Here is a 23,896-nt window from a genome sequence, read left to right as displayed (position 1 = left end):
ATCTCCTGGGAAGTAAATGGGGCACATGCCCCGAGGGTGTGGCGGCCTGCTAGAGCGTTCCCAGGTCGCCACGGTGATAGGCGGCGGCTGCCGCGGTCAGGCTCTTCGGGCTCGCAAAAGCCATGGGGCCGTTCGAAAACACGGGTTGGTGCAACGGTTCGCCGATGAACACGGCGACCTTGGCTCCATCCGACTTGGCGACGAGCGTGTGCGTCGTCGCTTCGTTCGCGGCAGGAAGAATCGGGACGCCGAGGTTGTCGAGGCTGAAGCTCTCGCCATCGATTTCCGCGCTGCCGAAGATCGGCATGACGAAAGCTCGCTGTCCCACGGCCAACGGCAGCACCAGCTCGGCGCCTGCTTCCAGCGAGATGTCGAGCAGGGTGACATCGGTGGGCGGCGTCAGCGGGGAGTGCACGCCGCCAAAGCTGCCGAAGGGAATGCGCACGCGTGCACCGGGGCGCTGGACCACCGGCACGTCCTGCGGGGCGAGGCTGAGCGCGAAGGGCGCGGCGCCTTGCCGCTCAACGGGGAGGTTGACGAAGATCTGCAGCAAGTGCACGGTGCTTCCGGGCACGGCCGGGTTCTCTTCGTGGATCACGCCATGCCCGGCGGCGGTCCAATGCAGGCCGCCCGGCTGGATCAGCGTGCTGTTGCCTTGCGAATCGCGGTTGGCAATGCCGGTCTCCGAATCGAGGAACAGGTAAGTCACCGCGGAGAAGCCGGCGTGTGGATGCGGCGGAAACGTGGGTGCGCTCATCCAGGCGTGGTCGATGCCCAGGAAGGGGTCCATCAGCGCCGGTTCGGCGCCATGCAGGCTGTAGGCCCTGAAGTGGCTTCCCCGGTTGGCGCGTTGCATGCGGGCAGTGATCGTCATGACGCTTTGCCTCAGGCGGCTTCGGCCACGGCCAGCGCCGGATAGTCGATGTATCCCTTGGCGGTAGGCGGCGCGAAGAAGGTGGTGCGGTCGACTGCGTTGAGCGCAGCGCCCACGCGGAAGCGCTCGGGCAGGTCGGGGTTCGCGAGGAAGGCGCTGCCGAACACAGTCGCGTCGGCCTTGCCTTCGTACAGTGCACCCTCGGCGCTGTCTTGCGTGAGGCCACCGCCGATCAGGTACGCACCTTCGAAGCGCGGACGCAACAGCGCGTGGTAGTCGAACTTCGCACCGAACAGCGCGACATGCAGATAGGCCAGTCCCCAGCCGCGCAGCCGGTCGATCAGGTAGGCATAGGTCTCCTGAGGCGCAGCATCGGTGATGCTGTTGTAGTTCATCTCCGGCGAAATCTTGATGCCGACGCGGTCGGCACCGGCCTCAGCGGCCATCGCATCCAGCACGTCGAGCACGAAGCGGGCGCGGCCTTCGACAGAGCCGCCGTACAGGTCTTGCCGCTGGTTGCTGCCCGACGAGAGGAACTGTTCGGGCAGGTAGCCGGAGGCCGCGTGCAACTCCACGCCGTCGAAGCCCGCGTCGATGGCACGGCGCGTGGCCTGGCGATAGTCTTCGATGACGTCGGCGATCTCGGCCAGGCTCAACTCCCGGGGCGTGACGAAGTCGACCTGGCCGGCCGGCGTCCATGCCTGGCCTTCAGGCTTGATGGCCGAGGGAGCGACGGGCGTGGCGCCGTCGAGCAGCGAAGGGTGCGACACCCGGCCGCAATGCATCAGCTGCATGAAGATGCGCCCGCCGCGCGCATGCACGGCCTCGGTCACCTTCTTCCAGGCCGCCACCTGGGCCTCGGTTTCGATGCCGGGCGTGTGCACGTAGCCCTTGCCCATGGCGGACGGAAACACGCCCTCGGAAATGATCAGGCCGGCGCTGGCGCGCTGGGCGTAGTAGGCGACCGTCAGGTCGCTGGGAACGCCGTCGCCGTCGGCGCGGGAGCGGGTCATCGGGGCCATGACGAGACGGTTCGGCGCGATGTAGCGGCCGATGCGAACGGGGGTGAACAGTTGGCTCATGGGAAATTCCTTGGGGCGTGTGCTTGCGATGGACGTATCTTTGATTAATCTAAGGGAGAGATAAATACGGTAAAATGGCAATCATTGATCCAAAAATGGCGCAATAAAATGGAGCTGCTGAATGACATGGCTTTGTTTGTCGAGGTCGCCAGCACGCTGAGCTTTCGCCGTGCGGCCGATGCCACGGGCGTGCCGAACTCGACCCTGTCCAGGCGAATCAGTGCCTTGGAGAAGGCCATCGGCCTGCGGCTCCTGCATCGCACGACGCGCAAGGTCGAGCTGACCGAAGCCGGGCAGCTCTACTACGAGCGCTGCAGGCGCATCGTCGACGAAGCCCGCATCGCCCACGAGCAGTTGGGGGAGATGCTGGCGCAGCCCAGCGGCGTGCTGCGCGCGTCGCTGCCGGTGGACTTCGCCATGATCTACATGGCGCCGCTGATCGTGGAATTTGCCCGCCGCTACCCGGGCATCACCTTCGATCTCGACCTCACGCCGCGGCGGGTGGACCTGGTCACCGAGCCGTTCGACGTGGCCATCCGCATGGGCGAGTCAGCGGATTCGAACCTGATCGCCCGGCTGCTGGCTCGCCTTTCGGTGCAGGCCTATGCGTCGCCCCGCTACCTCGAGCTATCGAGCGAGCCCACGCACCCCACCGACCTGGCGCAGCACGAGTGCCTGGGTTTTCCCAAGGCCGGCAAATGGGCACTGCACCGAGGTGCCGAGACCGTCGAGGTCGAAGTCGGGGGGCGCTTCCATGTCAACAGCGTCGGCATGTTCCGGCGCCTGTCCACGCTGGACCTGGGCGTGATCCTGCTGCCCGTGGAGATCGCCGCCGAAGACCTGGCGGCCGGCCGGCTGCGCCGGATACTGCCCGACTGGGAGGGCAAGCCGATACCGGTCTATGCCCTGACCGAAACCCGCTTGCTGCCGGCGAAGACGCAGCGCTTCATCGAGTTCCTGCAGGAGCATCTGGCCAAGTGACCGCGCCGCCGTCCGCCGCGAACTGCTGCACGATGAAATCGCGCAGCCATTTGTTCGCGGGGTCGCGGTGGTAGCGGTCGTGCCAGTACAGGGCGACCTCGAAATGAGGCAGCGGCAGCGGGTGCGGCTTGATCGCGAACCGGAAGTGCGCGCTGAGCGTCTCGGCAAGCATCGCGGGCACGGACCAGAGCAGGTCGGAGCCGATCACGAAGTGGGGCGCGGCCAGGTATTGCGGCAGCCGCACCTTGATGCGGTTGCGCGCACCGGCTTCGATGAGCGCGCGCTCGAGAACCGCGTGCCCGCTGCCTGAGTACTCGACCAGCAGGTGTTCGCTTTCGGCGAATCGCCTGGCCGTGAGCCTGACGCCGGCCAGCGGATGGTCTTCCCGCATGACGCACACGTAGTTCTGCCTGAACAGCATTCGGCTGTGAATGCCTGCCTCGAGCGAGGGCAGGAAGCCGAGCGCGAAGTCGATCTGCCCCGCGGCCATGGCGCTCATGGTTTCCGGAATCGAGCGAAACAGCGTGCGCAGGCGAAGTCCCGGTGCCGATTGCCCGAGCGCGGCAAGGATGCGGGGAAAGCACACCACCTCGCCGATGTCGCGGGTCCTGACCGTGAACATGCGGTGCGCGGTCGAGGGGTCGAAGCGTCCGCGCTCGGCGCGCGTCTTGCGCACCATGGCCAGCGCATCGAGCAGTTGCGGCGCCAGTTCCTCGGCCAGCGGCGTGGGCTCCATGCGCCGGCCCGCGAGCGTGAACATCTTGTCGCCATACGCTTCGCGAATCCGCTTCAGCGAGGCGCTGACGGCGGCCTGCGTCAATCCGAGCCGCTCCGCCGACACCGTCACGGAGCGGTCGCGCCACATGGCCTCGAACACATAGAGCAGGTTCAGGTCCTTCATTGCAAAAGTATAAATTTCATCTATACCTTCGAATCATTCATTCGATATGGATTGATGAAAAGGTGCGTTTCAGAATCACGTGACTACAAGGAGACGAGGCGATTGCACCAGACCCCGCCTTTCACACACCCATGACCTTTCAACTTCAACGCCGGGCGATCCTGCAATGCGCAGGTGCCGTCGCGGCAGGCAGCGTGCTGCCGACCTTCGCGGCCAACCCCTTGCACGTGTATGTCGGTTATTCCCCAGGCGGGGCTACCGATGTGATCGCGCGCCTGGTGGCACGCCAGATGAGCGGCTTCGATCCGATCGTGGAGAACCGGGCCGGCGCGGGCGGCCGGTTGGCGCTCGATGCGGTGGCGCGCGCGAGGAACGACGGCGGCACGATCGTCGTCACGCCCGACTTTCCGCTCACGGTCTATCCCTACCTGTACCGCAAGCTGACGTACGACCCGCTGAAGGACTTCGTGCCCGTGGCGATGTGTGGCGTGTCCGAGTTCGCGTTGTGCGTGGGCCCGGCCGCGCCCAGGGAGGTGACGAGCGTCGGGGCGTTCCTGCAATGGTGCCGGCAGAACCCGAAGCAGGCGCTGTACGCCTCGCCCGCCCCCGGATCGACGCCGCACTTCACCGGCGTCATGCTGGCCGCGGCGGCGAAGGTCGAACTCACGCATGTGGGCTACAAGGGAGGAACGCAAGCGGTGCAGGATCTCCTGGGAGGCCAGGTCCCTGCAAGCATCAACCCGGTGGCCGAAGTGTTGCCGCAGCTGGGGAGCGGCAAGCTGCGCGTGCTGGCGACGACCGGTCCCGAACGCTCGCGATTCCTGCCCGACGCGCCGACGCTGCGCGAAGCGGGCTACCACGATGTCGTGGTGCAGAGCTGGATCGGCGTCTTCGCGCCCGCGGGCACCGCGGAGCCCGTTCTTGCCGGGATGGAGAAATCGATTGGCGAGGCGTTGAAGACCGACGCGATCGCCGAAGGCTTCGCGAAGTTCGGCATTGCCGTGAAGTCCATGGCGCGGCAGCGCGTGTCCGCCCTCATCCGGGAGGACCTGCAACGCTGGGCGGGCGTTGTGAAGGCCTCCGGTTTCGTCATCGAGGAGTAGGCGCTTGAAGTACCAGTTGTTCACCTATGGATCGGGCAGGGCGCCGCACGCCGGGATCGTGGTCGGCAATGCCTGGCTGTCTCTTGCTGGTGTGGCGGACCGTACAGGCCAAGCGACACTGGCCCGGTCATCGGTCGATGACTTGCTGCAGCGCTGGGAGACGTCGCAGTCGGCGTTGCGAAGACTGGCGAACGCGGTGGCCGAAGATGCCGCGGTCTTCAGCGATGCGGCCCTCGACGCGGCACAGCTCACGTTGCTCGCGCCGCTGACACGTCCCGGCGTCATCTACGCGGCGGGGGCGAACTACCGCGACCACGTGGCGGCCATGAGCAGTGCCTTCAACATGAAGTTGGTGCTGGACCCCAAGGGCGTGGGGATCGCGCCCTGGCACTTCCTCAAGGGAGGCGCCGCCAATCTGTCGGGCCATCGTGGCGAGGTGGCGTTCCCTGCCCGCACGCAGCGTCTGGACTGGGAGGCGGAGCTGGCCGTCGTGATCGGCCGCCACGCGTCGGGCGTGACGGTCGGGTCGGCGCTCGACCACGTGGCCGGCTACATGTGCGCCAACGACTTGTCGGCGCGCGATGATTTCGTGCGCGACAAGGCCGACCCCAGCTCCCCGTTCCGATACGACTGGATCGGCCACAAGTCCTTCAACGGCTCGTGCCCGCTCGGGCCGGTGTTCACGCCGGCCGAGTTCGTCGGTTCGCCGGAGAATCTCCACATCAAGCTGTGGGTCAACGGCGAAATCCGTCAGGATTCGAACACGAGCAACCACCTGTACAACGTCGCGGAGCAAATCGCCCACCTGAGCGAGCGCACCGACCTGTATCCCGGCGACGTGATCCTGACCGGAACCCCTGCGGGTGTCGGCATGGAAAGCGGCGTCTTCCTGAAGCGCGGCGATGTGACGAAGGTATGGATCGACGGCCTGGGCGAGCTCGAGACGCGTATCGTCTGACGCGGCACCTGCTCAACGACGGTTGGCATTGCAAGGAGAATGCAACGATGGTGAAGAAGTTTCTGTGGGCCTTCGCCGGCATCACCGTCCTCGTCATCGGCGCGGTGCTGATTCTTGCGCTGTGGCCCACGACCACGCGGGACATCGCCGCCGCGTCCGACAGCAATTCGAAAGCCTTGGTCGACAAGGGCCGCTACCTGGCCCAGGCCGGCGATTGCGTGGCCTGCCACACGTCGCCGGGCGGAGCGCCATTCGCCGGCGGGCTGCCGCTGGCTTCGCCCATCGGTGCGATGTACAGCACCAACATCACGCCGGATCGCGACAGCGGCATCGGCAACTACACGCTCGCCGACTTCGATCGCGCGGTGCGCCACGGCATCCGGATCGACGGCGATTCGCTGTACCCCGCGATGCCTTATCCGTCGTATGCGCGCATGAGCGACGACGACGTTCGCGCGCTGTATGCCTTTTTCATGCACGGCGTGGCGCCGGCCCAATCCCAGGCGCATCCACGCGGCATTCCCTGGCCGCTGTCGATGCGCTGGCCGATGGCGCTGTGGCGCAAGGCATTCGCGCCGCAGCCGGATGCCGTGGCCTTCGACGCCGCCCGCTATGCCGACATGTCGGTGGCGCGCGGTGCATATCTGGTACAGGGCCTGGGGCATTGCGGCAGTTGCCATACGCCGCGCGCGCCGACGATGCAGGAGAAGGCGCTGGACGAGTCCAGCCCCGAGTACCTGGCCGGTGGGCCGCTCATCGACGGATGGGTGGCGGTGAACCTGCGCGGCAATCCGGCGGACGGACTGGGCGCCTGGTCGGCCGCCGACATCGTCTCGACCTTGCGCAGCGCGCGCAATGCATCGCATGCAGTGGTCGGCGGTGCGATGAACGATGCCATCGTGCACAGCACGCAGCACCTGAGTGACGACGACCTGAAGGCGATTGCCGCATTCCTCAAAGCGCTGCCACCCTCGGCGCACTCTCCATCGTCGTTCAATGCCGACCCTGCGACCGCCAAGGCGCTGTGGCAGGGCGTCAACTCGACGCGCGGCGCCGAGCTGTACGTCGACAACTGCGCGGCCTGCCATCGCAGCGACGGCTTGGGCTACGCGCAGGTGTTTCCGCGCATCGCCGGCAATTCCACCGTGCTGGCAGGCGACCCGAGCTCGGTGATTCGCCTGATCCTCGAGGGCAGCAAATTGCCCGCCACGCGCGTCGCGCCATCGGAGCTCGGCATGCCCGGCTTCGGCTGGCGTCTGTCGGACGACGAAGTGGCACAGCTCGCGAGCTTCACGCGCCAGAGCTGGGGCAACAAGGCTTCGGCCGTGCAGGCCGCGCAAGTCGGCACGATCCGCAGCGCCATCGAGAAGGAGCGGTCCGCGCAGGCCGCTCCCGCGCGTTGATCGATCGCCTCATGAACCCAGACAGGAGCACGCCCGTGACCGCACCGGACTCATCGCAACCACCGTCATCGAGGCGCCAGTTGTTCAAGGGCTTGGGCGCCGCCACCCTCGCCGTCGCGGTGCTTCCCGGGTGCGACACCCGGCAGGCGAAGGCCGCGCAAGGCGAAGCGGCCGCGAGCAACCCGGCACCGAGCACCTATTCGCCGCGCTTCTTCACCGCAGGCGAATGGGCCTTCGTCAACGCCGCCAGCGCGCGATTGATTCCGAACGACGCATCGGGCCCAGGGGCGGTGGAAGCAGGCGTGCCCGAGTACATCGACCGGCAGATGGACACGCCCTGGGCCACCGGCAAGCTCTGGTACATGCAAGGGCCGTTCAACGCCGACGCGCCGGCCACGATGGGCTATCAGTCCCAGCTCACGCCGCAGCAGATCTATCGGCTGGGAATCGATGCCGCCAACGGCTTCGTGCAGAAGGCGCAAGGCAAATCCTTCGTGCAACTCGCAGCCGATGCGCAAGACACGGCGCTGCACGAAATCGAATCGGGCAAGGCCGTGTTCGAAGCCGTGCCGGCCCAGCTGTTCTTCTCGATGCTGCTGCAGAACGTGCGCGAAGGCTTCTTCGCCGATCCGGTGCACGGCGGCAACCGCGGTCTTGCGGGCTGGAAGCTGATCGGGTTTCCCGGTGCGCGCGCCGACTTCATGGACTGGGTCGAGCGCGACGTGAAGTACCCGCTGCCACCCGTGGCCTTGAGCGGGCAGAGAGGCTGAGCATGGCCGGCAACACGATGAAGAAAGCCGACGTGGTGATCGTCGGCTTCGGCTGGACCGGCGCGATCATGGCCAAGGAGCTGACCGAGGCCGGCCTGAACGTGGTCGCGCTCGAGCGCGGCCCGATGCAGGACACGGCCACCGACGGCATCTACCCCAAGGTGCTGGACGAGCTCACCTACAACATCCGCCGCAAGCTGTTCCAGGACATCTCGCGCGAGACTGTGACGATCCGCCACGGCGTGAGCGACACGGCGCTGCCCTATCGGCAGCTGGGTGCCTTCCTGCCCGGTACCGGCGTTGGTGGCGCGGGGCTGCACTGGTCGGGCGTGCACTTTCGCGTCGACCCTGCGGAGCTGCGCCTGCGCAGCCACTACGAAGAGCGCTACGGCAAGAAGTTCATTCCCGAGGGCATGACGATCCAGGACTTCGGCGTCAGCTACGAAGAGCTGGAGCCGCATTTCGACTTCGCCGAGAAAGTATTCGGCACCTCGGGCACCGCATGGACCGTGGCCGGCCAGAAAGTGGGCGAAGGCAAGGGCGGCAACCCGTTCGCGGCCGACCGCTCGCACGCCTTTCCGCTGCCCGCGCAAAAGCGCACGGTGTCGGCACAACGCTTCGGCGATGCCGCGGGCAAGCTGGGCTATCACCCCTACGACCTGCCGTCGGCCAACGCCTCCGGGCCGTACACCAATCCGTACGGCTGCCAGATGGGGCCGTGCAATTTCTGCGGCTACTGCAGCGGTTACGTCTGCTACAACTATTCGAAGGCCTCGCCCAACGTCAATGTGCTGCCGGCGCTGCGCCAGGTGCCGAACTTCGAGCTGCGCACGCATGCGCACGTGCTGCGCGTGAACCTCGCGGCCGATCGCCGCACCGCCACCGGCGTTACCTATGTCGATGCGCAAGGACGCGAGGTGGAGCAGCCGGCGGACATCGTCGTCATCTGCGCGTTCCAGTTCCACAACGTGCGGCTGATGCTGCTGTCGGGCATCGGCACGCCCTACGACCCGGCGACCGGCAAGGGCACCGTCGGGCGCAACTTCGCCTACCAGAACATGGCGACGATCAAGGCCTTCTTCGACAAGGACGTGTACGCCAACCCCTTCATCGGCGCGGGCGGCAACGGCGTGGCGATCGACGACTTCAATGCCGACAACTTCGACCACGGCCCGTTCGGCTTCGTCGGCGGCTCGCCGATGTGGGTCAACCAGGCTGGCGTGAAGCCGATCAGCGGCATCTCGCTGCCCGAGGGCGCGCCCGGCTGGGGCAGTGCGTGGAAGCAGGCCGTTGCCGACAACTACACGCACACGATGTCGATGGATGCGCACGGCGCGCACATGAGCTACCACGACAACTACCTGAGCCTGGACCCGACCTACAAGGACGCCTGGGGCCTGCCCTTGCTGCGCATGACTTTCGACTGGAAGGACAACGACGTCCGCATGACCCGCTTCATGGCCGAGAAGATGCACGGCATCGCCGAGGCGATGGGCCCGAAGGCGGTGCGCGTGTTCGTCAAGAACTTCGGCGAGCACTTCGACACGACGAGCTACCAGACCACCCACCTCAACGGCGGCGCGATCATGGGCACCGACCCGGGCACCAGCGCGATCAACCGCTACTTGCAGAGCTGGGACGTGCACAACGTCTTCGTGCCCGGCGCGTCGGCCTTCCCGCAGGGGCTGGGCTACAACCCGACTGGCCTGGTGGCGGCGCTGACCTACTGGTCGGCCAAGGCGATCCGCGAGCGCTATCTTGCAAGGCCTGCGGCGCTGGCCTGATGAGCACGCCTTCGCCGACTGGCTCGCCCCGCTGCGCAAGTGTGAATGGGGCGTCTATGCCAAACGTCCGTTTGCCGGCCCCGAAGCGGTGCTGGCCTATCTGTCGCGCTACACCCACCGCGTGGCGATCTCCAACAGCCGGCTCGTGGCCGTGGATGAACGTGGCGTCACCTTCCGTTGGAAGGACTACCGAGCCAAGGGCCGAACGCGCCACAAGACGATGACGCTCGATGCCGACGAGTTCATGCGCCGCTTCCTGCTGCACGTACTGCCGGGCGGCTTCCATCGCATTCGCCACTACGGGCTCCTGGCCAACGGCCATCGCCAGGAGGGCCTAACATGCGTTCGCGCACTGCTACTGCAGCCAACCGATAAGGCGACGGAGAGTTCGGACGTTGATGCCGAGCCTGAATCTGCGCGACCAAGTTTCTTTTGCCCGCACTGCGGTGGTCCGATGATCATCGTGCAGACCTTCGCTCGCGGACAACCAATCCGCGCACCACCTCAGCAGCCCCAGACACTATGAGCACTGATCATCAGCAGCGTCGGTCGTCATCTCGTCCCAGGGCGATGAGAGGATGTCTTGCCTACACGCCCCGCGAGGGACTTGCCGCAGGCCATGGGACCGAGCGACCCAACGTGCTGGTTCGATCTGCGGCGCCACATCGACGTCGTCGAACGAATGCTTGGGCCCATCGACTGCATCACCTCGATTCACGCATCTCGAATCCCCATAGCTTCGTAGTCTTCTCAGGCTCAACAGGTGCATTCCGCGGTTTCCTCCATGGAGGCTTGTCCAACACCTGTCCTCAGGCCGTGTCGTGCTCGGCACCGTCGTCATGCACGGACAGGTGCCGGACAACCCTAAACCAAATGCGACATCGGGCAGGCTCGGAAGCGGCCATTCCGGTGATGCTCGGTCGAGGTAGGTGACCTCGACGACGGATGGTGTAGCGCGACGCTGCGGCGGCGGCAATGTGTCGATAACGGCGTGTTAATCAAACAATGAACGATTGGCCGCGTTTGGCAGCAAGTGATTCATCTCGGCGGAATGGCGTTGGGCCTGCGACTGCTGCGTGGCAGTTGTCGAGCGCAAAAAAATGGAGACGAAATCGAAATGCTGCTTAGCATGATGGCATCAACATCCCGCTTACCCGATTCATGCACGAAGAAGCACGCCTGAAGTCCCCATTTCCTGCTGCAGCCAGATTTGTCGACGATCTGATCTCGATCAGCCTGGTCGAGAAGCATTTCAAGACATCCCATGATGCCAACAACGCGCTCACGTTTGTCTGTGCGGATTGCGGCGTGCCGGTCAGCGCGGTGATCATCGAACCTTTCAAGGTCGGCCGAAAGATCACCCCCTCGTCTAGTTTCCGGAGGCGCGATCCAAATCACCCTCACACCTGCAACCGAGAGCCTGCACCCGATGACTCGACCAGAGTAAGTGCTGGCGAAGGCAAGATTCCCGCAAACCCGAATCGGGACATGTGGCCGACACGATGGGTCGATCCGCGCGTGACCGCCGCGCCATCTGTGCCGGGTGGGGCGGGGCCCAATCCTCAAGTCAATGGGCAATCCGGTACTGGATCGAGGAACCGCAATGGAAGTGGCTCCGGAACATCCGAGTCTCAATCGCAGACGGTCGAAAAATTCGCACGAGGCTGGCACAGCATGAACCTTGCGAGCCGCAAGACTCAGTCATTGGCGGCGTCGTGGAATTCAGGTGGCACATTCTTCAGCGCATTTCATCCCTTGGACTACGACCCCAACGTCCCGCGCGGCCACATGAAGATATTCGTCGGCACCGCTCGCGAGGTTGTGGCATACCCGGATGGATTTGACGTCATGCTCCACGAAAGGCAAATGGGCGGCCCTGAACTTTGCGTGTGGATTCCGACGACCCCGTGCCTGGCACAGGGTGCAGCGGGAGCCGCGCTGCAAAAGCAGTTGCTTGACTATGCCAACACGCCGGTCTGGACGAGACCGGTACAAGTCCATGTGCTCGGGACGTTCGACCGGCATGTCGGCCTTCCTGACCCAGTCCTCGGATTGGAACTGGGGCATCCGCACATGATCTGGATTTCTTCGGTGCAGTAGGCCGCGTGGCGAAACTCCTTCATCGCTGATGGACCGGTTGTTCGATCTTCGCTAGCTCGCCAGGAGGCCTTCGGGCCAGAGAAAGTCTAGGAAGAATCCGTTGGGGCAGTGTTCCACGCCGAGATCCGCGGCCCGTTCGTGCTTTGCCTTTCCGCAGAGCCACTCTTCGCCGTCAACAGTCACCCGCAGCACCGCATCCTGACCAACTACTTTGTTGGGACAGAGTGCGCGCTCGGACAAGTAGATCATTCCTCCTTCACGCACCCCGGCTATGACCTGAGTACGCTCGGCAGGCGTCTCAGGCTTCCGGTCCCGCATTTCCGGATACCACTCCACGATCACCTGTACTCGTTCGCCTTCGTCAGGCACCACAAGCGTCCTGGGCATCAGTCTGAAGGCGTAGACGTTCTGCATGCCGACATCGCCGTTTTTCTGTAATTCAAAGCCCATGCTTTCCCAGAAGGGAATGGAAGAGCGTGGCGTGCATTGGATGCGAAGGATGTCATGCCCCGCTTCGGCGGCCTCCGCCAGCCGATGCGCAACCAAAGCCTTGCCAATACCTTGACCGCGCATGTCGTTGCGGACCTCAAGGATGCCGGGATGTACCAAGGCTCCCCACTGGTATGCGACGACCTCCTGTGACTGTTCGTCAACGTAGACAAGAAGCTTGCCGGCCTCGTGCGCTTCAACGGTCAGATTCCAATTGCACAAGAAGGTGCCGTGCACTTCGTCGTTTTCTTGCGCTTCAAGCCAGGCCTTGATGAAGCGCATGTCCGCGTCCGTTGACCGGCGTGCTTGAGGGCAGAGGCGTGGCTGGACAGTGCTCATGGTCGTAGGCCTTCTTGGCGAGGCCACTCCTCGGCCCACTTGGTCATCAAGCGCTCGAACACTCTCGCCATCTCCGGGTCGAGGCCAGCGTAGAGCTTCGGCACGAACTCTTTGAGGTAGCGCTCGCGACAGTCTGGGAAGTCCTTCAGATAGAACGGCAGGTGGTTGCAGTCAATGATGTCTTCGACGACATTTTTGCGCATCGATGCGCCCCGCTTCAACCGGGACTGGTTTTCGAGCAGCCAGCGCTTGAACGAGCCAGCCCATTGTTGGCGGATGCTGTCCGCCGTGGTGGTGCGTTTGAACAGAACGAGAGCAGTCCTGCCGCTTTGGTACCACGACCATTCACTATGCACGCTGCACGTCCAGCCGATGCAGCCGGCCATGTGCGCCGCTTCGGCGAATTTCGGCGGAAGGCCGTCATTTCCGACGTAGGGCATTGACACCGTCGCGCTGCAATATTCCGCCCATTCAGGCTTGACCCTCCTGGTGAGCGGAAGCGACTCGTAGAACTTTCTGCGATGGTCCGAGCCAGGGAAATCCACATGGCCGCCTCGCTGGTTCTTGAGACTACGGCCCCACCCCGGTAGGCATGCGCCATGGTCAACGCCGATGCTCCAGCGCTTCACCATGTGCTTGTCCTCTGTTTCGCCGTGGCCGAGGTCGAAGGCCGAAGAGAATTCGGCTGCGCACCAGGCGCGCAATGCATGGATGCGGCCCCACACCCGGTCAGGAGCCTTCTCAAGTTGACGCAGCTCGGCAATCGCTTCGAGATAGCGTGGAGAAGGAGTCGGGGAGTTCAGGACGGGGCTCAACGTGAAGTCGTGCTGAACCGGATAACCGAGCTCAACCAAGCGGCGATTGAGCTCAAGCGGCTCGAACATGTCGAATTCGAGTGCCCGCATCAATGCCGGCGGGTCGGCCTGAAGTGCCGCATGCGTTTTAAAGCCAAGCGAAGTCGCGATGGCTTCGCTCAGGTGCGCGGAACGTACATTGGGGAAGCGCGCCTGCAGCCGGTTCTTTAGGGCTCGCAGTGCGATATCGGGCGCGGGCTCGACAAAAGCGAGAGTACCCGGAATGGGAGATGCGCGAAAACTCTCGCGCGCAGCAGAGGTAGATTGGGCCATGAAGGCACTCCTGTCATAGGTAAGACCAGCGTTCCTCGATTACGCGCCGGCCTCCGACGGAATGCGGATAGGCAAAGCGAATGGGTGACTTTCTTTCCGATTTAACCCGAGGACAGGTTGGGCCGGATGCCGACGTCCAGTATAGGAGAAACGGAGAAAAGAGTCTCCCAAAAGCGCGACTCTTGGGACGCCGTTCATTTCGCCCTCGACCTGGGCTGAAGAACAGCCAAGAGGGGGCAGTTGAAAACAGCCCGCCGCGAGAGCTCGTCTAAACTGTGGCCGCGACCTGCGGGCAAACTCATGAAAGAGGGCATGAGCATCGAACTACAGATTCAAGGGCAAGGCTTGGCCGTCGAGCTAAGGCCAGTTGAGCCAGTTTCGACACTGCAGCGCGAGGTCCAGCGCAAACTCGGGCACTGTCTGATTCGTCTTCAGCAGTACGAACGCTTGATGAAGGCGTTCGCCGTTGACTTCGAGATCGCCGGCCCTTCCGATGAACTGATGGCCATCCGACAGAAGCGCGGTGAAGTCGTCTCGCGCATGACGCTCGGACAGTTGGTCGCCGAGTTGACCGGGACTTACCTGCAGCCAGAGCCGCCGGACACGGTCGAGCCCGAGTGGAACCCAGTCGACTCCCAGCGCATCTGGTTTCGCATGCAGACACGGATGGCACTACAGCCGGAAGACTACGAACGCGTCGTGGTGGGACTGAAAGAACTCGTCGCGCTGCGCAACGAGCTCGTGCATCACTTCCTCGAACGATTCGACATCTGGTCTGAAGCTGGGTGTCATGACGCGGATGCGTACCTCGACGTTGGAATGGCGAAGGTCGACGGCCACTACGCCGAGTTGCGTCAATGGGCGATCACCATGGACCAAGCGCGCAGCGCAATGGGGGCATTTATGGCGAGCCCCGCATATACCGACTTGCTGTTTGATGGCATCCGCCCGGACGGGACTGTCGACTGGCCGACCTGCGGCATCGTGCGGTGCCTGCGCACGGCTGAAACGGTGCTGGCTGTCGACGGGTGGGCAGACCTCGGTCAGGTCATAGAGCGAATGAACCTCATGCATCCTGAGCAGGCACTCAAGCGTTACGGCTGTACGACGTGGCGGCAGGTGCTGCACGAATCCAAGCAGTTCAAGATCCGCCGTGACCAAGGCTCGGCAGAGCGCCCAGGCCGCACGGAATTCCAGAGCCTCACGAAGCCGCTACAGTCCAGCGATACCAACTGATCATCTGGCACGGAGCCGTCGGCAACAAGAAAGTTGGCCACCACTGGAGGGAATCTTGGCTAGAAAGAAAACGAGTCTTGCGGAAGATCTGATGGATCTGGTGTCCCTGCTGCCATGGTGGGGCGGCGTCGTTCTTGCAGTGATCAGCTACCTGCTCTTGCACAGGCTGGCCACGCCTCTACCACCGGTCGCGCTTCAGCCAGGTCAGGTGGCTGACTTGATGGTCCGCTCGATGGGCACCGCGCTGGCGACCGTCGGCCAGTACGTGGTGCCGCTAATCTGCCTCAGCGGTGCGGGAGTCTCAGCATGGCGGCGGCACCAGCGCCGAACCTTGATCTCGAATACCGCACAGGCCAAAGGCGCAGATGCGCTCGACGGCATGTCGTGGCGCGAGTTCGAGATGCTGGTCGGTGAAGCTTTTCGTCTGCAAGGCTTCAGCGTCTCTGAAACCGGCGGTGGTGGAGCAGATGGCGGCGTGGACCTGGTGCTCTCGAAGGGCACAGAGAAATTCCTCGTCCAGTGCAAGCAGTGGAAGGCCTACAAGGTTGGGGTCGACGTGGTGCGCGAGCTGTACGGCGTGATGGCAGCGAAGGGAGCTACGGGCGGGTTCGTTGTGACCTCCGGCAGCTTCAGCGAGGATGCCAAGGCCTTTGCCGATGGCCGCAATGTCAAGCTGGTGGATGGGCATCGACTGTTCGGCCTGATCAAACAAGCTCGGCAATCGCTGTCTTCGCGTGTCGACGCCGCCGACAGGTTGCACCCGGTCGCACCATCGAGTCCACCAAGTGTCGCGGCTGGCGCAACCGCATGCCCTGCATGTGGCTCGGGGATGGTCAAGCGCACTGCCAAGAAGGGCGCGAATGCTGGCGGGCAGTTTTGGGGATGTTCCCAGTATCCGGCGTGCCGGGGTGTCCGGCCGATAGCTTGATATGGGCTCCAACTACACCGTGAGCCGGCTGGTCGCCCTCTCATGTCTCCTGGCCTCTTGCATTGCATCAGCGGCGCCACCGGTCTACCGCTGCGAGACGAATGGCCGCGTCGCCTATTCGGATTCTCCCTGCGTGGGCGCGAAGATCATCGATGCAACGCCGAATCAGGGTGTGGACAAGATGTCGGGGCAGTCTCGCAAGGGAGCAGAAGTGCAGCGCGCAGAGACGAACAACGCGTTCGACGATGCGCTGAGGCCGTTAACCGGGAAGTCGCGCGGCGAGATGGAGGTATTGCGGCGTCGAGTGCGGCTGCCGCCACAGGATCAAGCGGAATGCGCGCGGCTTGATCGCCAGTTGCCTGTGCTCGAAGGTGGAAGCGGCAGTCCGGACGCCAAGGCGCGAGCAGAGGAAGAAGTACGGCTATATCAAACTCGCAAGAGATTCTTCGATCTCAAGTGCTGATCTGTCAGGTCTGGCCATGCGCAACGCTGCGATGGCAATGTAGCGATAACTGCACCGTATCGATAAATGATTGGTTCGATACCGCGCTGCTGAGGCTCTAGTTGCGATTTCGAATGGGGTGAGTGTCAGCACCCCACATCTGCAGCTGACCTTGCAAATTCCTCGTTTGCGGTCTTGCATGCAGGACCTGCCAGGGCCTTTTCTGGTCCCATGGAGTTCCATATTGCCTTGATCTGATCGAGGCTGACTTTCAGCGCATCGGTCGTGGCGTTGCGTTGCTTGCTTACACAAGCAGTGACCCTCTCGGCGTAGTCACTGCATTCCTTCGGTAGATCAACGAGAGCTGTCGGCGTCGATTCGACCGCAGGAGCGCGCCTTGCCGCGGGGACAGGAGCTCGTGTGTACTCTGTCGTCGAGCAGCCTGCCAACGCTGCAACGGCGACGATTAACGAGAGGTGGTTCATTCTTTCACGGGAAAGATGTTGCATGTGATTGATTACTCGATGCCGGATGGCTGCCGCAGGCAAAGAGTTCAATGTATGCCATGGTCTCAGGTCGAGATCGAGGGATGATGAGTTGTGGTGGCGAAAAAAGTCGCACTGTGCGATCAGAAGTCTCCAGATAAGGTGTGGGCGTGCCTTGCTGGCGAACAGGATGCAGAGAATGACACGTTCGGCGTGGCCAGCCGTTATGCTCTGGCCGATCCCGATTCGACGAGGTGCTGTCCGCAAAATGAGAACTGAAGAAACCGCTCCATCGCAGGCAGCCGCCGTGGATGCAGCGTCAGCAAGTACGCAATCTGTCTTTTCGCTCGAACTCTGGCCGCAGTATGAAAGCGGCTTGAGTCTAGAGCTGTCCAGGCGGCATCGCACGGGAGAGCTTCGGCTGACGCGGTTGCTGCGCCAGGCTGGTACTCGGCTGCGCCCTACGGGACGCTGAACCAATACGCGTTTGGGCTGAGCGCCCCGTCACCGAAGCCATCTTATCTACCGCTCCCACCACTTCTCGCTTACGCCGTTCGTACACCAATGCCGACCATCTTTACCCATGTCGCAGTTCCAGTTTGCGCGACCATTGCACTTGGAACGCGGCGCGTGCCCGCATCGGCGTTGCTGGTTGGCATGCTCGCGGCCATCGCGCCAGACTTCGACGGTCTGGCTTTCAAACTCGGCATAGCCTACGGCGGCATGGCGGGGCATCGCGGCTTTACGCATACCCTAATGTTCGCTCTGGTGTTCGGCCTTCTTGGTTGGTGGCTTGCGCCACGGTGGCGCATGCGCCGAGCGGTCGGCTGGGCATGGGTGGCGCTGTGCACCTTGTCGCATCCGCTGCTGGACATGCTGACCAACGGCGGCATCGGGATCGCGCTCTTCTGGCCTTTCGACAGCACGCGCTATTTCAGCCCGTGGCGTCCGATCGAGGTGTCGCCGGTGGCCATCAAGCGGTTCCTTTCGCCGCGCGGTGCGCAGGTGCTGTTCAACGAGATTTTCATCGTTTGGGCGCCGCTACTCGGGGCGGCGGTGATCGCAATGGCGATACGCCGCACCGTGGAGCCACCAATCGCGCCTAGTCCTAGCTAGCCCTGTCTGCGGGTTCGATCTCCTCAACCCGATAGTGCAGTCGATTGCCGACTCGACTCGGATACTTCAGCGCGTCCATCGCTCCTGCTCGCCCTGTGAAGGGACGTATTGCACCGCCGCTGCATGTCTCGCGGCGTAGCGGCGGGCTGGGGCCAGTCGTGCGTGTTGGAACAGGCCCAAGCTTTTTGTTCTGTTCTTGAAGAGCTCCGCGACCCTTGGCTGTGATCGTGTATAGCTGGGTCGGTGTTCCGCCATGTCGTCGACCGATATGTTCGCGGATATAGCCCTGTCCGTGCAGTGCCATCAGCTCTGCAGTGACCGGTTGGCCGAAGCTTTGGCCAATGGCGATGCCGAGGGACAGGTCCATGCGGGAAATCACGCGCAATACAGCCAGGATTTCTGGGGTGGGGGCGCAGAGGATGCAGAGTTCACGCGTGCAATCTGCGCGGCTCATGTTCCGGAGAGAAGGAGCGAAGTCCTGCTTCGATTTCCAATTGCGCCCTCGGCTAGTCAGACCGCCACGGCTTCCACCAACGCAGTGGTTCTCGTCGATGCTCAAGCGGTCGCAGGTCTAGGTCGTGGTAGTCGGGATGGAGTGCGCCTGCGCGCCGCCGCAATTCCACCTCCAGTTGATGAGCTACGCCGCGGGCGTGCAGATCACCCTGCAGCGCTCGTCGGCGCCATTCAATGGCCCTTGCGCCCAATTCCTCGTCGGGCAGCATCTCTGTTTCGATCATGGTATGGATTGTGTTCGGCCTTGGGTTGCAAGCGGTCGCCTGCTCGCGAGGTCAACCGGACGCTTTACTAGTCCAACGTGCTCGGCCTGCCATGAGCGTAGGGGTTTGCACCGTCCTGGCATCGCCGGAACATGGGATGTGACCCGAATAACAAAAGATCACACTGATCGAATGAAGATGCTCTTACGACTCCGGTTCGTGCTTGCGCTTTGCGCCTTCGTCATGACGACAGCATGCGGACGTGCGACGCTACCTGTGTTGCCTTACCCGGCGGTTCAGAGCTCAAGCCTGTTGAATCAATACCTGTTAGCTCTACGGGCGGCGGAAAAGCGGCAGGTCGCATACCCCGATGAGCCCCTGTGGTTGCGCGACGAGGGCGGGAGGAGCGTTGACACGGTCCTGAATGCCGACAACGCGGCGATGGTGTTCTATGGGCTCTCTCGCGGGGTTGACAACGAGAAGATCACAAATGAGATCCTGAATGCACTCGCACCGATGCTTCAGAGATATGAGGTTGCCTATGAGAAAAGCCAGGGCAAGTGGTACCAGGATGAGTACGTTGAGACGATAGGCGTGCAACTCGCGATGCTGTCTGCATTCCAGCCCAAGCTCCCAACTATTCTGCCCGGGGCGGAGAAGATGATCCCCACGGGCCTTTCCAAGCCCATTTCTCCTGCGGTTTTGGACAACGCTCGGCAACTGGTGGAGTTCTACAAGACGTCCCAATCCGAGGCCAAGACCAACCTCTTGGCTAGATCCAGCGAGCTTGCAAATTCGGAGCGTCTGAGGGCGCCGGTAAGAGAGAGGTTGCGGGTACTCCTCGACAGGTACCGCTAGGGCTCGCGCTGCATGCGAAACAGGAGAGGTTGTGCGCAGCATTTCAGGCCCGTTATGGATGCGACACATCGCCAGTCTTCCGGATAAGGAGCGTACATGACGGAATGGAACAAGGACGAGTACCTGCAAAAGCGCAAGGCGCTCGAAAGAGCAGGAAATGACTGCAAAGGCACAGCGGAATCGAAGGATCTGATTCCATCAGAGGTGGTTGCATGGATTTACGGGATCCTCACCATGCTTGACACTAAGGCGTCAGCCCTGATGCGCTTGAATGGCGTCTTGATCGCTGCAGCTACATTTCTTCTTGCTCAGTTCGCATCACCTCACTCTTTGATGCTCGGTGGTAGAGTGCAGGCAGTCCTCGTCGTTGTCGCGGCTCTTTTATCGGCGATTTCGATCACGTTGTGCCTGTTTGTTGTCAATGTGGGTTGGCCCTTTCTTGGAAAAGCAGAGATTAGTGGCGCTACAGTGAAATTCTCCGAGGAGATTTGCGCGCTCTCGAAAACAATGAATCGCCGACAGCTTTGTTACCGTAGTGCCTGGTGGGTGTCGCTTGTTGCATCGGGCTGCTTTTTCTTTGAACTATTTATGCAGACTCATCACATCATCTGTGGTGCTTGGGGAGTTTGATTGATGGCAAAGCAGCCTCCTGCTGCGAGGCGCGGTAGATTGGGCTTTCTCGATTTGCTCACGCGTGCGCGCGACGCTTCGATGAACGCCTACGCTCCTTATTCGCGATTTGCTGTAGGTGCTGCTGTCGAAACCGAGGACGGCCAAGTGTTTGTTGGCGCGAATATGGAGAACGCCTCGTATGGCGTTACCCTTTGTGCTGAGGCTGGAGCACTTCAGGCAGCCTCCACTGCTGGGCAGCTTGGAAAGATTCGGCGGATCGCGATTGTGGGTGGCTCACAGCATCCCACCGAACCGCAGCAGGCATCTCCAATTTCGGCCTGTGGTCGATGTCGTCAGCTGATAGCGGAGAGCGCGCAGCTCAGCGGCCACGACATTGAGGTGATTTGCTCAGACTTGAGTGGCACGAAGATCAAGAGAAGCAGAATCTCGCGCCTGCTGCCAGATGCCTTCGATAAGGGGCGGCTCAAAAACTAAAAGATAGCATCGGTGCCAGTACCCAGCGTGCCGGGGCATCGGGCCGATAGCTTGAGACTGACTCCTGCTACGCCATGAGACGAATTGTCGCCCTCTTGTGTCTCCTTGCTTGTATCAGGTTCGCCTTGAATTTATCGCGGTGACGGCGCCCGCGCCGTCTCTTGGCTACGAGTTCCCCTGGCCCATTGGCCCAGGGACCTAGAGACCTCCCGATCAGTCGAGACCAGCGCCCGCCAGATGCGCTGAGGTCACAACCACGCTGCCTCACGACCGATGAATTAACATCGGCCGGTCAGCTGCTGCACCGATCGGTTCGCGCGGCCTCGTCTTGAATACCCTCTCGAGCCCATTGCTCAAGGATCGTGGGTCTGTTGAATTCGACAGCAATCAGGTATGCATGTAGTTGAGCCATACAAGTCGGGCGAGCGCACCCAGTGCAAGGTCCTTGTCTCGAAGATTTCATCTCCCGCGCAGGTGCTTGCGGGCGGCGATGGATCCATTCACGCCGCACTGACGGTAGAAGGGTTGGGCGGCTCAGTCGGACTTTACTTCTATCGCTTCGCAAATCTGGAAAAGAGGAAGGCGTTCTCCAAGATCGGAGAAGTCTCACGAGCGGACGGCATTATCGTGCGCAAGCACCGAGGCTGGCTGTCGCCAAAGACGTACGGCGACTCGTACCTCAGGGAAGGCAAGGCAGGGGCGTTGAAAGGAATTCACTCGGATGTGTTGGACGCGACCGAAAGCGACCCGATGTTCTTTGTCTTCTATGAATTTGACCCTTCGAACTCGTTTCCGAAGCTCGACGAGCTGCAGGCCTTTTCTAGGCATCGCTGTCACTTCGGCCGGTCCACCCGGAATCAAGAGGCGACGAACAGGTTCGAGAGCCTCGGGCGAAACCTGGTGTGGCACCCAAGGGCCTTCGATGAGGTGCTCGCGATGAAGCTTCCGTCTGGAAAGAGCTACCAGGATGCGTTTGACGAAGCCGCTCCACGCGAGAACGCGAGGCAGGCGGGCACACCCTTCACGGTGGAACAGGGCTCCACATAGCACCGCACAACATCAAGCCGGGCGCGTCACCGTCCCGTCGCTCTGAATGGCGAGCCAGGAATTCACCGGGCCCACAAATCCACCGACTTCAAAAGCCCGCTCCGTATTCCGAGGCTTGTGATGGTGGCCGAAGATGAGCTTCTCGGCACCGGCGAACTCTCCGAACCTCCTGGTCTCGTGCTTGCCTGCCTGGCCACTCGACATCGTCTTTCGGGGCAGCGTGATGTTGAGGGCGTCTGCTTCCGTGGAGAGGGTGCGCTTCGTGTCGTTCCAGATGCTGTCCATGTCTTCGCGAAGGCTCTTTCCCTGCATCCGATGCACGGCCAGCAAGGAGTCGCGCAACAGTATTTCTTCGGCCCTGGAGACTCGCGGCCTCCCCCCGAAGTAGAGACTGGAGGCGTTGTCGACGATCTTCGCTAGGTCGGCGGGAGCTTCTGCCGCCATCTCCATCGCTCCGTCATACGCGACCAGGACGGCATTCGTGATGGCCAAGCCGGCATCCTCCAGTCCGCCCACCCTGAAGAGCCACTCTCCTTCTTTGACGAACCGGCGCAGAAGACGGGCGTTCTTGTGAGACATCGATATCGCGAGCGACGTGAGGAACGGAACGGGGCGCGTGGACCACTCCTCCGGCATGCCGGACGTCATGCGCCAGCCCCATGCGTTGTAGTGGCCATGCGTCAGAAGAAGGCGCGTGTCTTCTTCCGGCTTGAGCTCCAGGAACGGGTAGTGAACGGTCGCGACCTCCGTGATTCTCTGATGGGCCGTCTTGTCCCGGACGGCCAGCAACTCCGGAGTGCGATCCAGGATGACCCGCGCCCAGTCGACATGCTCGGCTGCCTCCACGAAGAAGGCGAACGAGTCGTGGTTGCCGGGCACGTAGTGCACATTGACCCCGCGATCGACCAGTCGCGCGAGTTGCTTGTAGAGGTGATCCCAGGCAGCGGCGACTCGATTCACAAAGTCCCTTGGCTTGTCGCTGCGCACGAAGAGCCAGAAATCCAGAACATCTCCCAGCAGAACCACCTCTTCGCCTGCCTTCCGAGCTTTCAGCCAAGCCTGGAACGGAGCGGTCCCGGCCTGCTTTGTCCCGAGGTGGACATCCGAACACACTGCGCCGACAACCGTGACCGGGGGAGGGGGAGGGGGAGGAGGGGGACGAGGCGGAGGCGAAGGGGGGCGTGAGAGGATTATTTCTTGCAGCTGCTTCTGCAATGCCTCCAACCTCTCGCACAGGGGACGTGTTACATGTTGACGATCCAGAGCGTGTGCATCGAGCGTAGACCACGTCTTCTGCGCAGCGGCAACCAACTGTTCATTCGACGCCTCTATGTACCCAATCAATCCCGTCGGCTCTTGGATTTTCTTTCGCATATCCGCGAGAACGGAGACTGCCTCCCATTGCTTCGATTTCTCCCCAGTGTGGAACAGCACTAAGGCGTCCCGAACCAAGACCCGAAGGAGCGACTTCGCTTCCTTCTCCACAAGCGCCTTGAGTTCATCTGGGAGCGAATCCATGGCCATCCCCCGCCGATATGAGGGATTCAGTATCTCGGGTTGCTGGTTCTCGATCAAGTCCGTCGTAAGAGCGAACAGGCGTATGCGTCTACGGCGCCGACCTCCCTTCACCGTATCGATAGTGTTCACGTGTCCGACAAGAAATAAGTGGAGTAGTGAACAAGATGCTCCTAGGCTCGCTGGCGAGGATCAAGATGAGTTGGCCGGACGTTTACAGAGATTCTTCGATCTCAAATGTTGATCTGTCAGCGCTCGACATTGCTACGGCAATGTAGTGGTAAGTGCGGCGTATCGCTACTTGAGCAATTGCTACCGAACGGCACACACGGTGAATTCAGTTCCTCATAACCACCATTGTCGATAGCTGAGAAAGGTCAGCTCGTGCTCGTTGGATGGAAGCAAGGTATTCGCCCAAAGCGGGCGGATGTTTCGCATCTGACATGACCGCTTCAGACGGCGGATTCAACCGGTCGATGCAACACATTCGCTGAACATCTCAGCGGGTGTCTGGAAACCGAGCGTCTTGCGCGGC

Annotated in this window: 22 protein-coding genes and 1 pseudogene; 16 read left to right on the top strand and 7 right to left on the bottom strand. The window is 62.3% G+C overall.

Annotated features, from left to right (window positions below; genetic code table 11):
• Positions 1–49 precede the first annotated feature (49 nt).
• Together AC07O3_RS21580 and AC07O3_RS21575 are read right to left on the bottom strand one after the other, a co-directional pair.
• A complete protein-coding gene (locus AC07O3_RS21580) occupies positions 50–874 on the bottom strand; it encodes a pirin family protein (protein ID WP_093179415.1) in 825 nt (274 codons plus the stop codon).
• A gap of 11 nt (positions 875–885) precedes the next feature.
• Positions 886–1,956, bottom strand: a complete 1,071-nt coding sequence (locus AC07O3_RS21575; RefSeq protein WP_093179417.1) for an alkene reductase — start codon at positions 1,954–1,956, stop codon at positions 886–888.
• A 108-nt stretch (positions 1,957–2,064) separates the two neighbouring features.
• Between AC07O3_RS21575 and AC07O3_RS21570 the strand changes: the two genes are divergently transcribed.
• Complete coding sequence (locus AC07O3_RS21570; RefSeq protein ID WP_093179418.1) at positions 2,065–2,937, top strand: LysR family transcriptional regulator; 873 nt, start codon at positions 2,065–2,067, stop codon at positions 2,935–2,937.
• On the opposite strand, the gene AC07O3_RS21565 is transcribed toward AC07O3_RS21570, so the two are convergent.
• Positions 2,903–3,838: a LysR family transcriptional regulator gene (locus AC07O3_RS21565; RefSeq protein ID WP_093179420.1), complete on the bottom strand. Its 936-nt coding sequence runs from the start codon at positions 3,836–3,838 to the stop codon at positions 2,903–2,905. The genes AC07O3_RS21570 and AC07O3_RS21565 overlap by 35 nt on opposite strands.
• A gap of 131 nt (positions 3,839–3,969) precedes the next feature.
• Here AC07O3_RS21565 and AC07O3_RS21560 point away from each other — a divergent pair, with 131 nt between their 5' ends.
• The 7 genes and pseudogenes from AC07O3_RS21560 to AC07O3_RS21530 all read left to right on the top strand — a co-directional run bounded on the left by AC07O3_RS21560 (position 3,970) and on the right by AC07O3_RS21530 (position 11,956).
• Positions 3,970–4,941, top strand: coding sequence for a Bug family tripartite tricarboxylate transporter substrate binding protein (locus tag AC07O3_RS21560; protein WP_097201197.1), 972 nt, complete (start codon positions 3,970–3,972; stop codon positions 4,939–4,941).
• 4 nt (positions 4,942–4,945) lie between these two features.
• Positions 4,946–5,899 carry a fumarylacetoacetate hydrolase family protein gene (locus AC07O3_RS21555; protein ID WP_495340314.1) on the top strand — a complete coding sequence of 318 codons (954 nt, stop codon included), beginning with the start codon at positions 4,946–4,948 and terminating at the stop codon, positions 5,897–5,899.
• Positions 5,900–5,946: 47 nt separating this feature from the next.
• Complete coding sequence (locus tag AC07O3_RS21550; RefSeq protein ID WP_495340313.1) at positions 5,947–7,302, top strand: c-type cytochrome; 1,356 nt, start codon at positions 5,947–5,949, stop codon at positions 7,300–7,302.
• 11 nt (positions 7,303–7,313) lie between these two features.
• The gene (locus AC07O3_RS21545; RefSeq protein WP_495340312.1) at positions 7,314–8,072 is read left to right on the top strand and encodes a gluconate 2-dehydrogenase subunit 3 family protein; all 759 of its coding nucleotides are present in this window, start codon (positions 7,314–7,316) and stop codon (positions 8,070–8,072) included.
• Between the two features lie 2 nt (positions 8,073–8,074).
• Entirely contained in the window at positions 8,075–9,856 is a 1,782-nt protein-coding gene (locus AC07O3_RS21540; RefSeq protein ID WP_495340311.1) for a GMC family oxidoreductase, read from the top strand.
• Positions 9,857–9,863: 7 nt separating this feature from the next.
• Positions 9,864–10,382: pseudogene (locus AC07O3_RS21535) on the top strand (IS91 family transposase); the annotation flags it as partial.
• 635 nt (positions 10,383–11,017) lie between these two features.
• Positions 11,018–11,956, top strand: a complete 939-nt coding sequence (locus tag AC07O3_RS21530; RefSeq protein ID WP_495340310.1) for a hypothetical protein — start codon at positions 11,018–11,020, stop codon at positions 11,954–11,956.
• Positions 11,957–12,007: 51 nt separating this feature from the next.
• Here AC07O3_RS21530 and AC07O3_RS21525 read toward each other — a convergent pair whose 3' ends face one another.
• Positions 12,008–12,727 (bottom strand): GNAT family N-acetyltransferase, encoded by a 720-nt coding sequence (locus AC07O3_RS21525; RefSeq protein ID WP_495340309.1) that lies wholly within the window; start codon positions 12,725–12,727, stop codon positions 12,008–12,010.
• Positions 12,728–12,780: 53 nt separating this feature from the next.
• Positions 12,781–13,911 (bottom strand): hypothetical protein, encoded by a 1,131-nt coding sequence (locus tag AC07O3_RS21520; RefSeq protein WP_495340308.1) that lies wholly within the window; start codon positions 13,909–13,911, stop codon positions 12,781–12,783.
• A gap of 312 nt (positions 13,912–14,223) precedes the next feature.
• Here AC07O3_RS21520 and AC07O3_RS21515 point away from each other — a divergent pair, with 312 nt between their 5' ends.
• The 4 genes from AC07O3_RS21515 (at position 14,224) to AC07O3_RS21500 (ending at position 18,118) form a co-directional block, all read left to right on the top strand.
• On the top strand, positions 14,224–15,147 hold the full coding sequence (locus AC07O3_RS21515) for an OST-HTH/LOTUS domain-containing protein (RefSeq protein WP_495340307.1): 924 nt from the start codon (positions 14,224–14,226) through the stop codon (positions 15,145–15,147).
• A 91-nt stretch (positions 15,148–15,238) separates the two neighbouring features.
• Positions 15,239–16,075, top strand: coding sequence for a restriction endonuclease (locus AC07O3_RS21510; RefSeq protein ID WP_093179432.1), 837 nt, complete (start codon positions 15,239–15,241; stop codon positions 16,073–16,075).
• 1 nt (position 16,076) lies between these two features.
• Positions 16,077–16,538 (top strand): DUF4124 domain-containing protein, encoded by a 462-nt coding sequence (locus tag AC07O3_RS21505; protein ID WP_495340306.1) that lies wholly within the window; start codon positions 16,077–16,079, stop codon positions 16,536–16,538.
• A 1,028-nt stretch (positions 16,539–17,566) separates the two neighbouring features.
• Entirely contained in the window at positions 17,567–18,118 is a 552-nt protein-coding gene (locus tag AC07O3_RS21500; protein ID WP_093179437.1) for a metal-dependent hydrolase, read from the top strand.
• On the opposite strand, the gene AC07O3_RS21495 is transcribed toward AC07O3_RS21500, so the two are convergent.
• Positions 18,111–18,572 (bottom strand): hypothetical protein, encoded by a 462-nt coding sequence (locus tag AC07O3_RS21495; RefSeq protein ID WP_143047836.1) that lies wholly within the window; start codon positions 18,570–18,572, stop codon positions 18,111–18,113. The genes AC07O3_RS21500 and AC07O3_RS21495 overlap by 8 nt on opposite strands.
• Positions 18,573–19,026: 454 nt before the next feature.
• Between AC07O3_RS21495 and AC07O3_RS21490 the strand changes: the two genes are divergently transcribed.
• From AC07O3_RS21490 to AC07O3_RS21475, 4 genes are all read left to right on the top strand, one after another.
• A complete protein-coding gene (locus AC07O3_RS21490; RefSeq protein WP_495340305.1) occupies positions 19,027–19,692 on the top strand; it encodes a hypothetical protein in 666 nt (221 codons plus the stop codon).
• 96 nt (positions 19,693–19,788) lie between these two features.
• Positions 19,789–20,322 (top strand): hypothetical protein, encoded by a 534-nt coding sequence (locus AC07O3_RS21485; protein ID WP_495340304.1) that lies wholly within the window; start codon positions 19,789–19,791, stop codon positions 20,320–20,322.
• A gap of 3 nt (positions 20,323–20,325) precedes the next feature.
• Positions 20,326–20,799, top strand: coding sequence for a cytidine deaminase (locus AC07O3_RS21480; protein ID WP_093179465.1), 474 nt, complete (start codon positions 20,326–20,328; stop codon positions 20,797–20,799).
• 393 nt (positions 20,800–21,192) lie between these two features.
• Positions 21,193–21,846, top strand: a complete 654-nt coding sequence (locus tag AC07O3_RS21475; protein ID WP_093179441.1) for a hypothetical protein — start codon at positions 21,193–21,195, stop codon at positions 21,844–21,846.
• Positions 21,847–21,858: 12 nt separating this feature from the next.
• On the opposite strand, the gene AC07O3_RS21470 is transcribed toward AC07O3_RS21475, so the two are convergent.
• The gene (locus tag AC07O3_RS21470; protein WP_495340303.1) at positions 21,859–23,364 is read right to left on the bottom strand and encodes a metallophosphoesterase; all 1,506 of its coding nucleotides are present in this window, start codon (positions 23,362–23,364) and stop codon (positions 21,859–21,861) included.
• Positions 23,365–23,896 lie beyond the last annotated feature (532 nt).

It is taken from the genome of Variovorax sp. GW821-FHT09D05 (assembly GCF_059416325.1).
This window is presented reverse-complemented; position numbering and strand designations above follow the sequence as displayed.

Bases quoted from the DNA above. Each gene is read 5' to 3' on its own strand.
- AC07O3_RS21580 (WP_093179415.1), bottom strand. From the start codon at position 874: ATGACGATCACTGCCCGCATGCAACGCGCCAACCGGGGAAGCCACTTC.
- AC07O3_RS21575 (WP_093179417.1), bottom strand. From the start codon at position 1,956: ATGAGCCAACTGTTCACCCCCGTTCGCATCGGCCGCTACATCGCGCCG.
- AC07O3_RS21570 (WP_093179418.1), top strand. From the start codon at position 2,065: ATGGAGCTGCTGAATGACATGGCTTTGTTTGTCGAGGTCGCCAGCACG.
- AC07O3_RS21565 (WP_093179420.1), bottom strand. From the start codon at position 3,838: ATGAAGGACCTGAACCTGCTCTATGTGTTCGAGGCCATGTGGCGCGAC.
- AC07O3_RS21560 (WP_097201197.1), top strand. From the start codon at position 3,970: ATGACCTTTCAACTTCAACGCCGGGCGATCCTGCAATGCGCAGGTGCC.
- AC07O3_RS21550 (WP_495340313.1), top strand. From the start codon at position 5,947: ATGGTGAAGAAGTTTCTGTGGGCCTTCGCCGGCATCACCGTCCTCGTC.
- AC07O3_RS21545 (WP_495340312.1), top strand. From the start codon at position 7,314: ATGAACCCAGACAGGAGCACGCCCGTGACCGCACCGGACTCATCGCAA.
- AC07O3_RS21540 (WP_495340311.1), top strand. From the start codon at position 8,075: ATGGCCGGCAACACGATGAAGAAAGCCGACGTGGTGATCGTCGGCTTC.
- AC07O3_RS21530 (WP_495340310.1), top strand. From the start codon at position 11,018: ATGCACGAAGAAGCACGCCTGAAGTCCCCATTTCCTGCTGCAGCCAGA.
- AC07O3_RS21525 (WP_495340309.1), bottom strand. From the start codon at position 12,727: ATGCGCTTCATCAAGGCCTGGCTTGAAGCGCAAGAAAACGACGAAGTG.
- AC07O3_RS21520 (WP_495340308.1), bottom strand. From the start codon at position 13,911: ATGGCCCAATCTACCTCTGCTGCGCGCGAGAGTTTTCGCGCATCTCCC.
- AC07O3_RS21515 (WP_495340307.1), top strand. From the start codon at position 14,224: ATGAGCATCGAACTACAGATTCAAGGGCAAGGCTTGGCCGTCGAGCTA.
- AC07O3_RS21510 (WP_093179432.1), top strand. From the start codon at position 15,239: ATGGATCTGGTGTCCCTGCTGCCATGGTGGGGCGGCGTCGTTCTTGCA.
- AC07O3_RS21505 (WP_495340306.1), top strand. From the start codon at position 16,077: ATGGGCTCCAACTACACCGTGAGCCGGCTGGTCGCCCTCTCATGTCTC.
- AC07O3_RS21500 (WP_093179437.1), top strand. From the start codon at position 17,567: ATGCCGACCATCTTTACCCATGTCGCAGTTCCAGTTTGCGCGACCATT.
- AC07O3_RS21495 (WP_143047836.1), bottom strand. From the start codon at position 18,572: ATGAGCCGCGCAGATTGCACGCGTGAACTCTGCATCCTCTGCGCCCCC.
- AC07O3_RS21490 (WP_495340305.1), top strand. From the start codon at position 19,027: ATGAAGATGCTCTTACGACTCCGGTTCGTGCTTGCGCTTTGCGCCTTC.
- AC07O3_RS21485 (WP_495340304.1), top strand. From the start codon at position 19,789: ATGACGGAATGGAACAAGGACGAGTACCTGCAAAAGCGCAAGGCGCTC.
- AC07O3_RS21480 (WP_093179465.1), top strand. From the start codon at position 20,326: ATGGCAAAGCAGCCTCCTGCTGCGAGGCGCGGTAGATTGGGCTTTCTC.
- AC07O3_RS21475 (WP_093179441.1), top strand. From the start codon at position 21,193: ATGCATGTAGTTGAGCCATACAAGTCGGGCGAGCGCACCCAGTGCAAG.
- AC07O3_RS21470 (WP_495340303.1), bottom strand. From the start codon at position 23,364: ATGGATTCGCTCCCAGATGAACTCAAGGCGCTTGTGGAGAAGGAAGCG.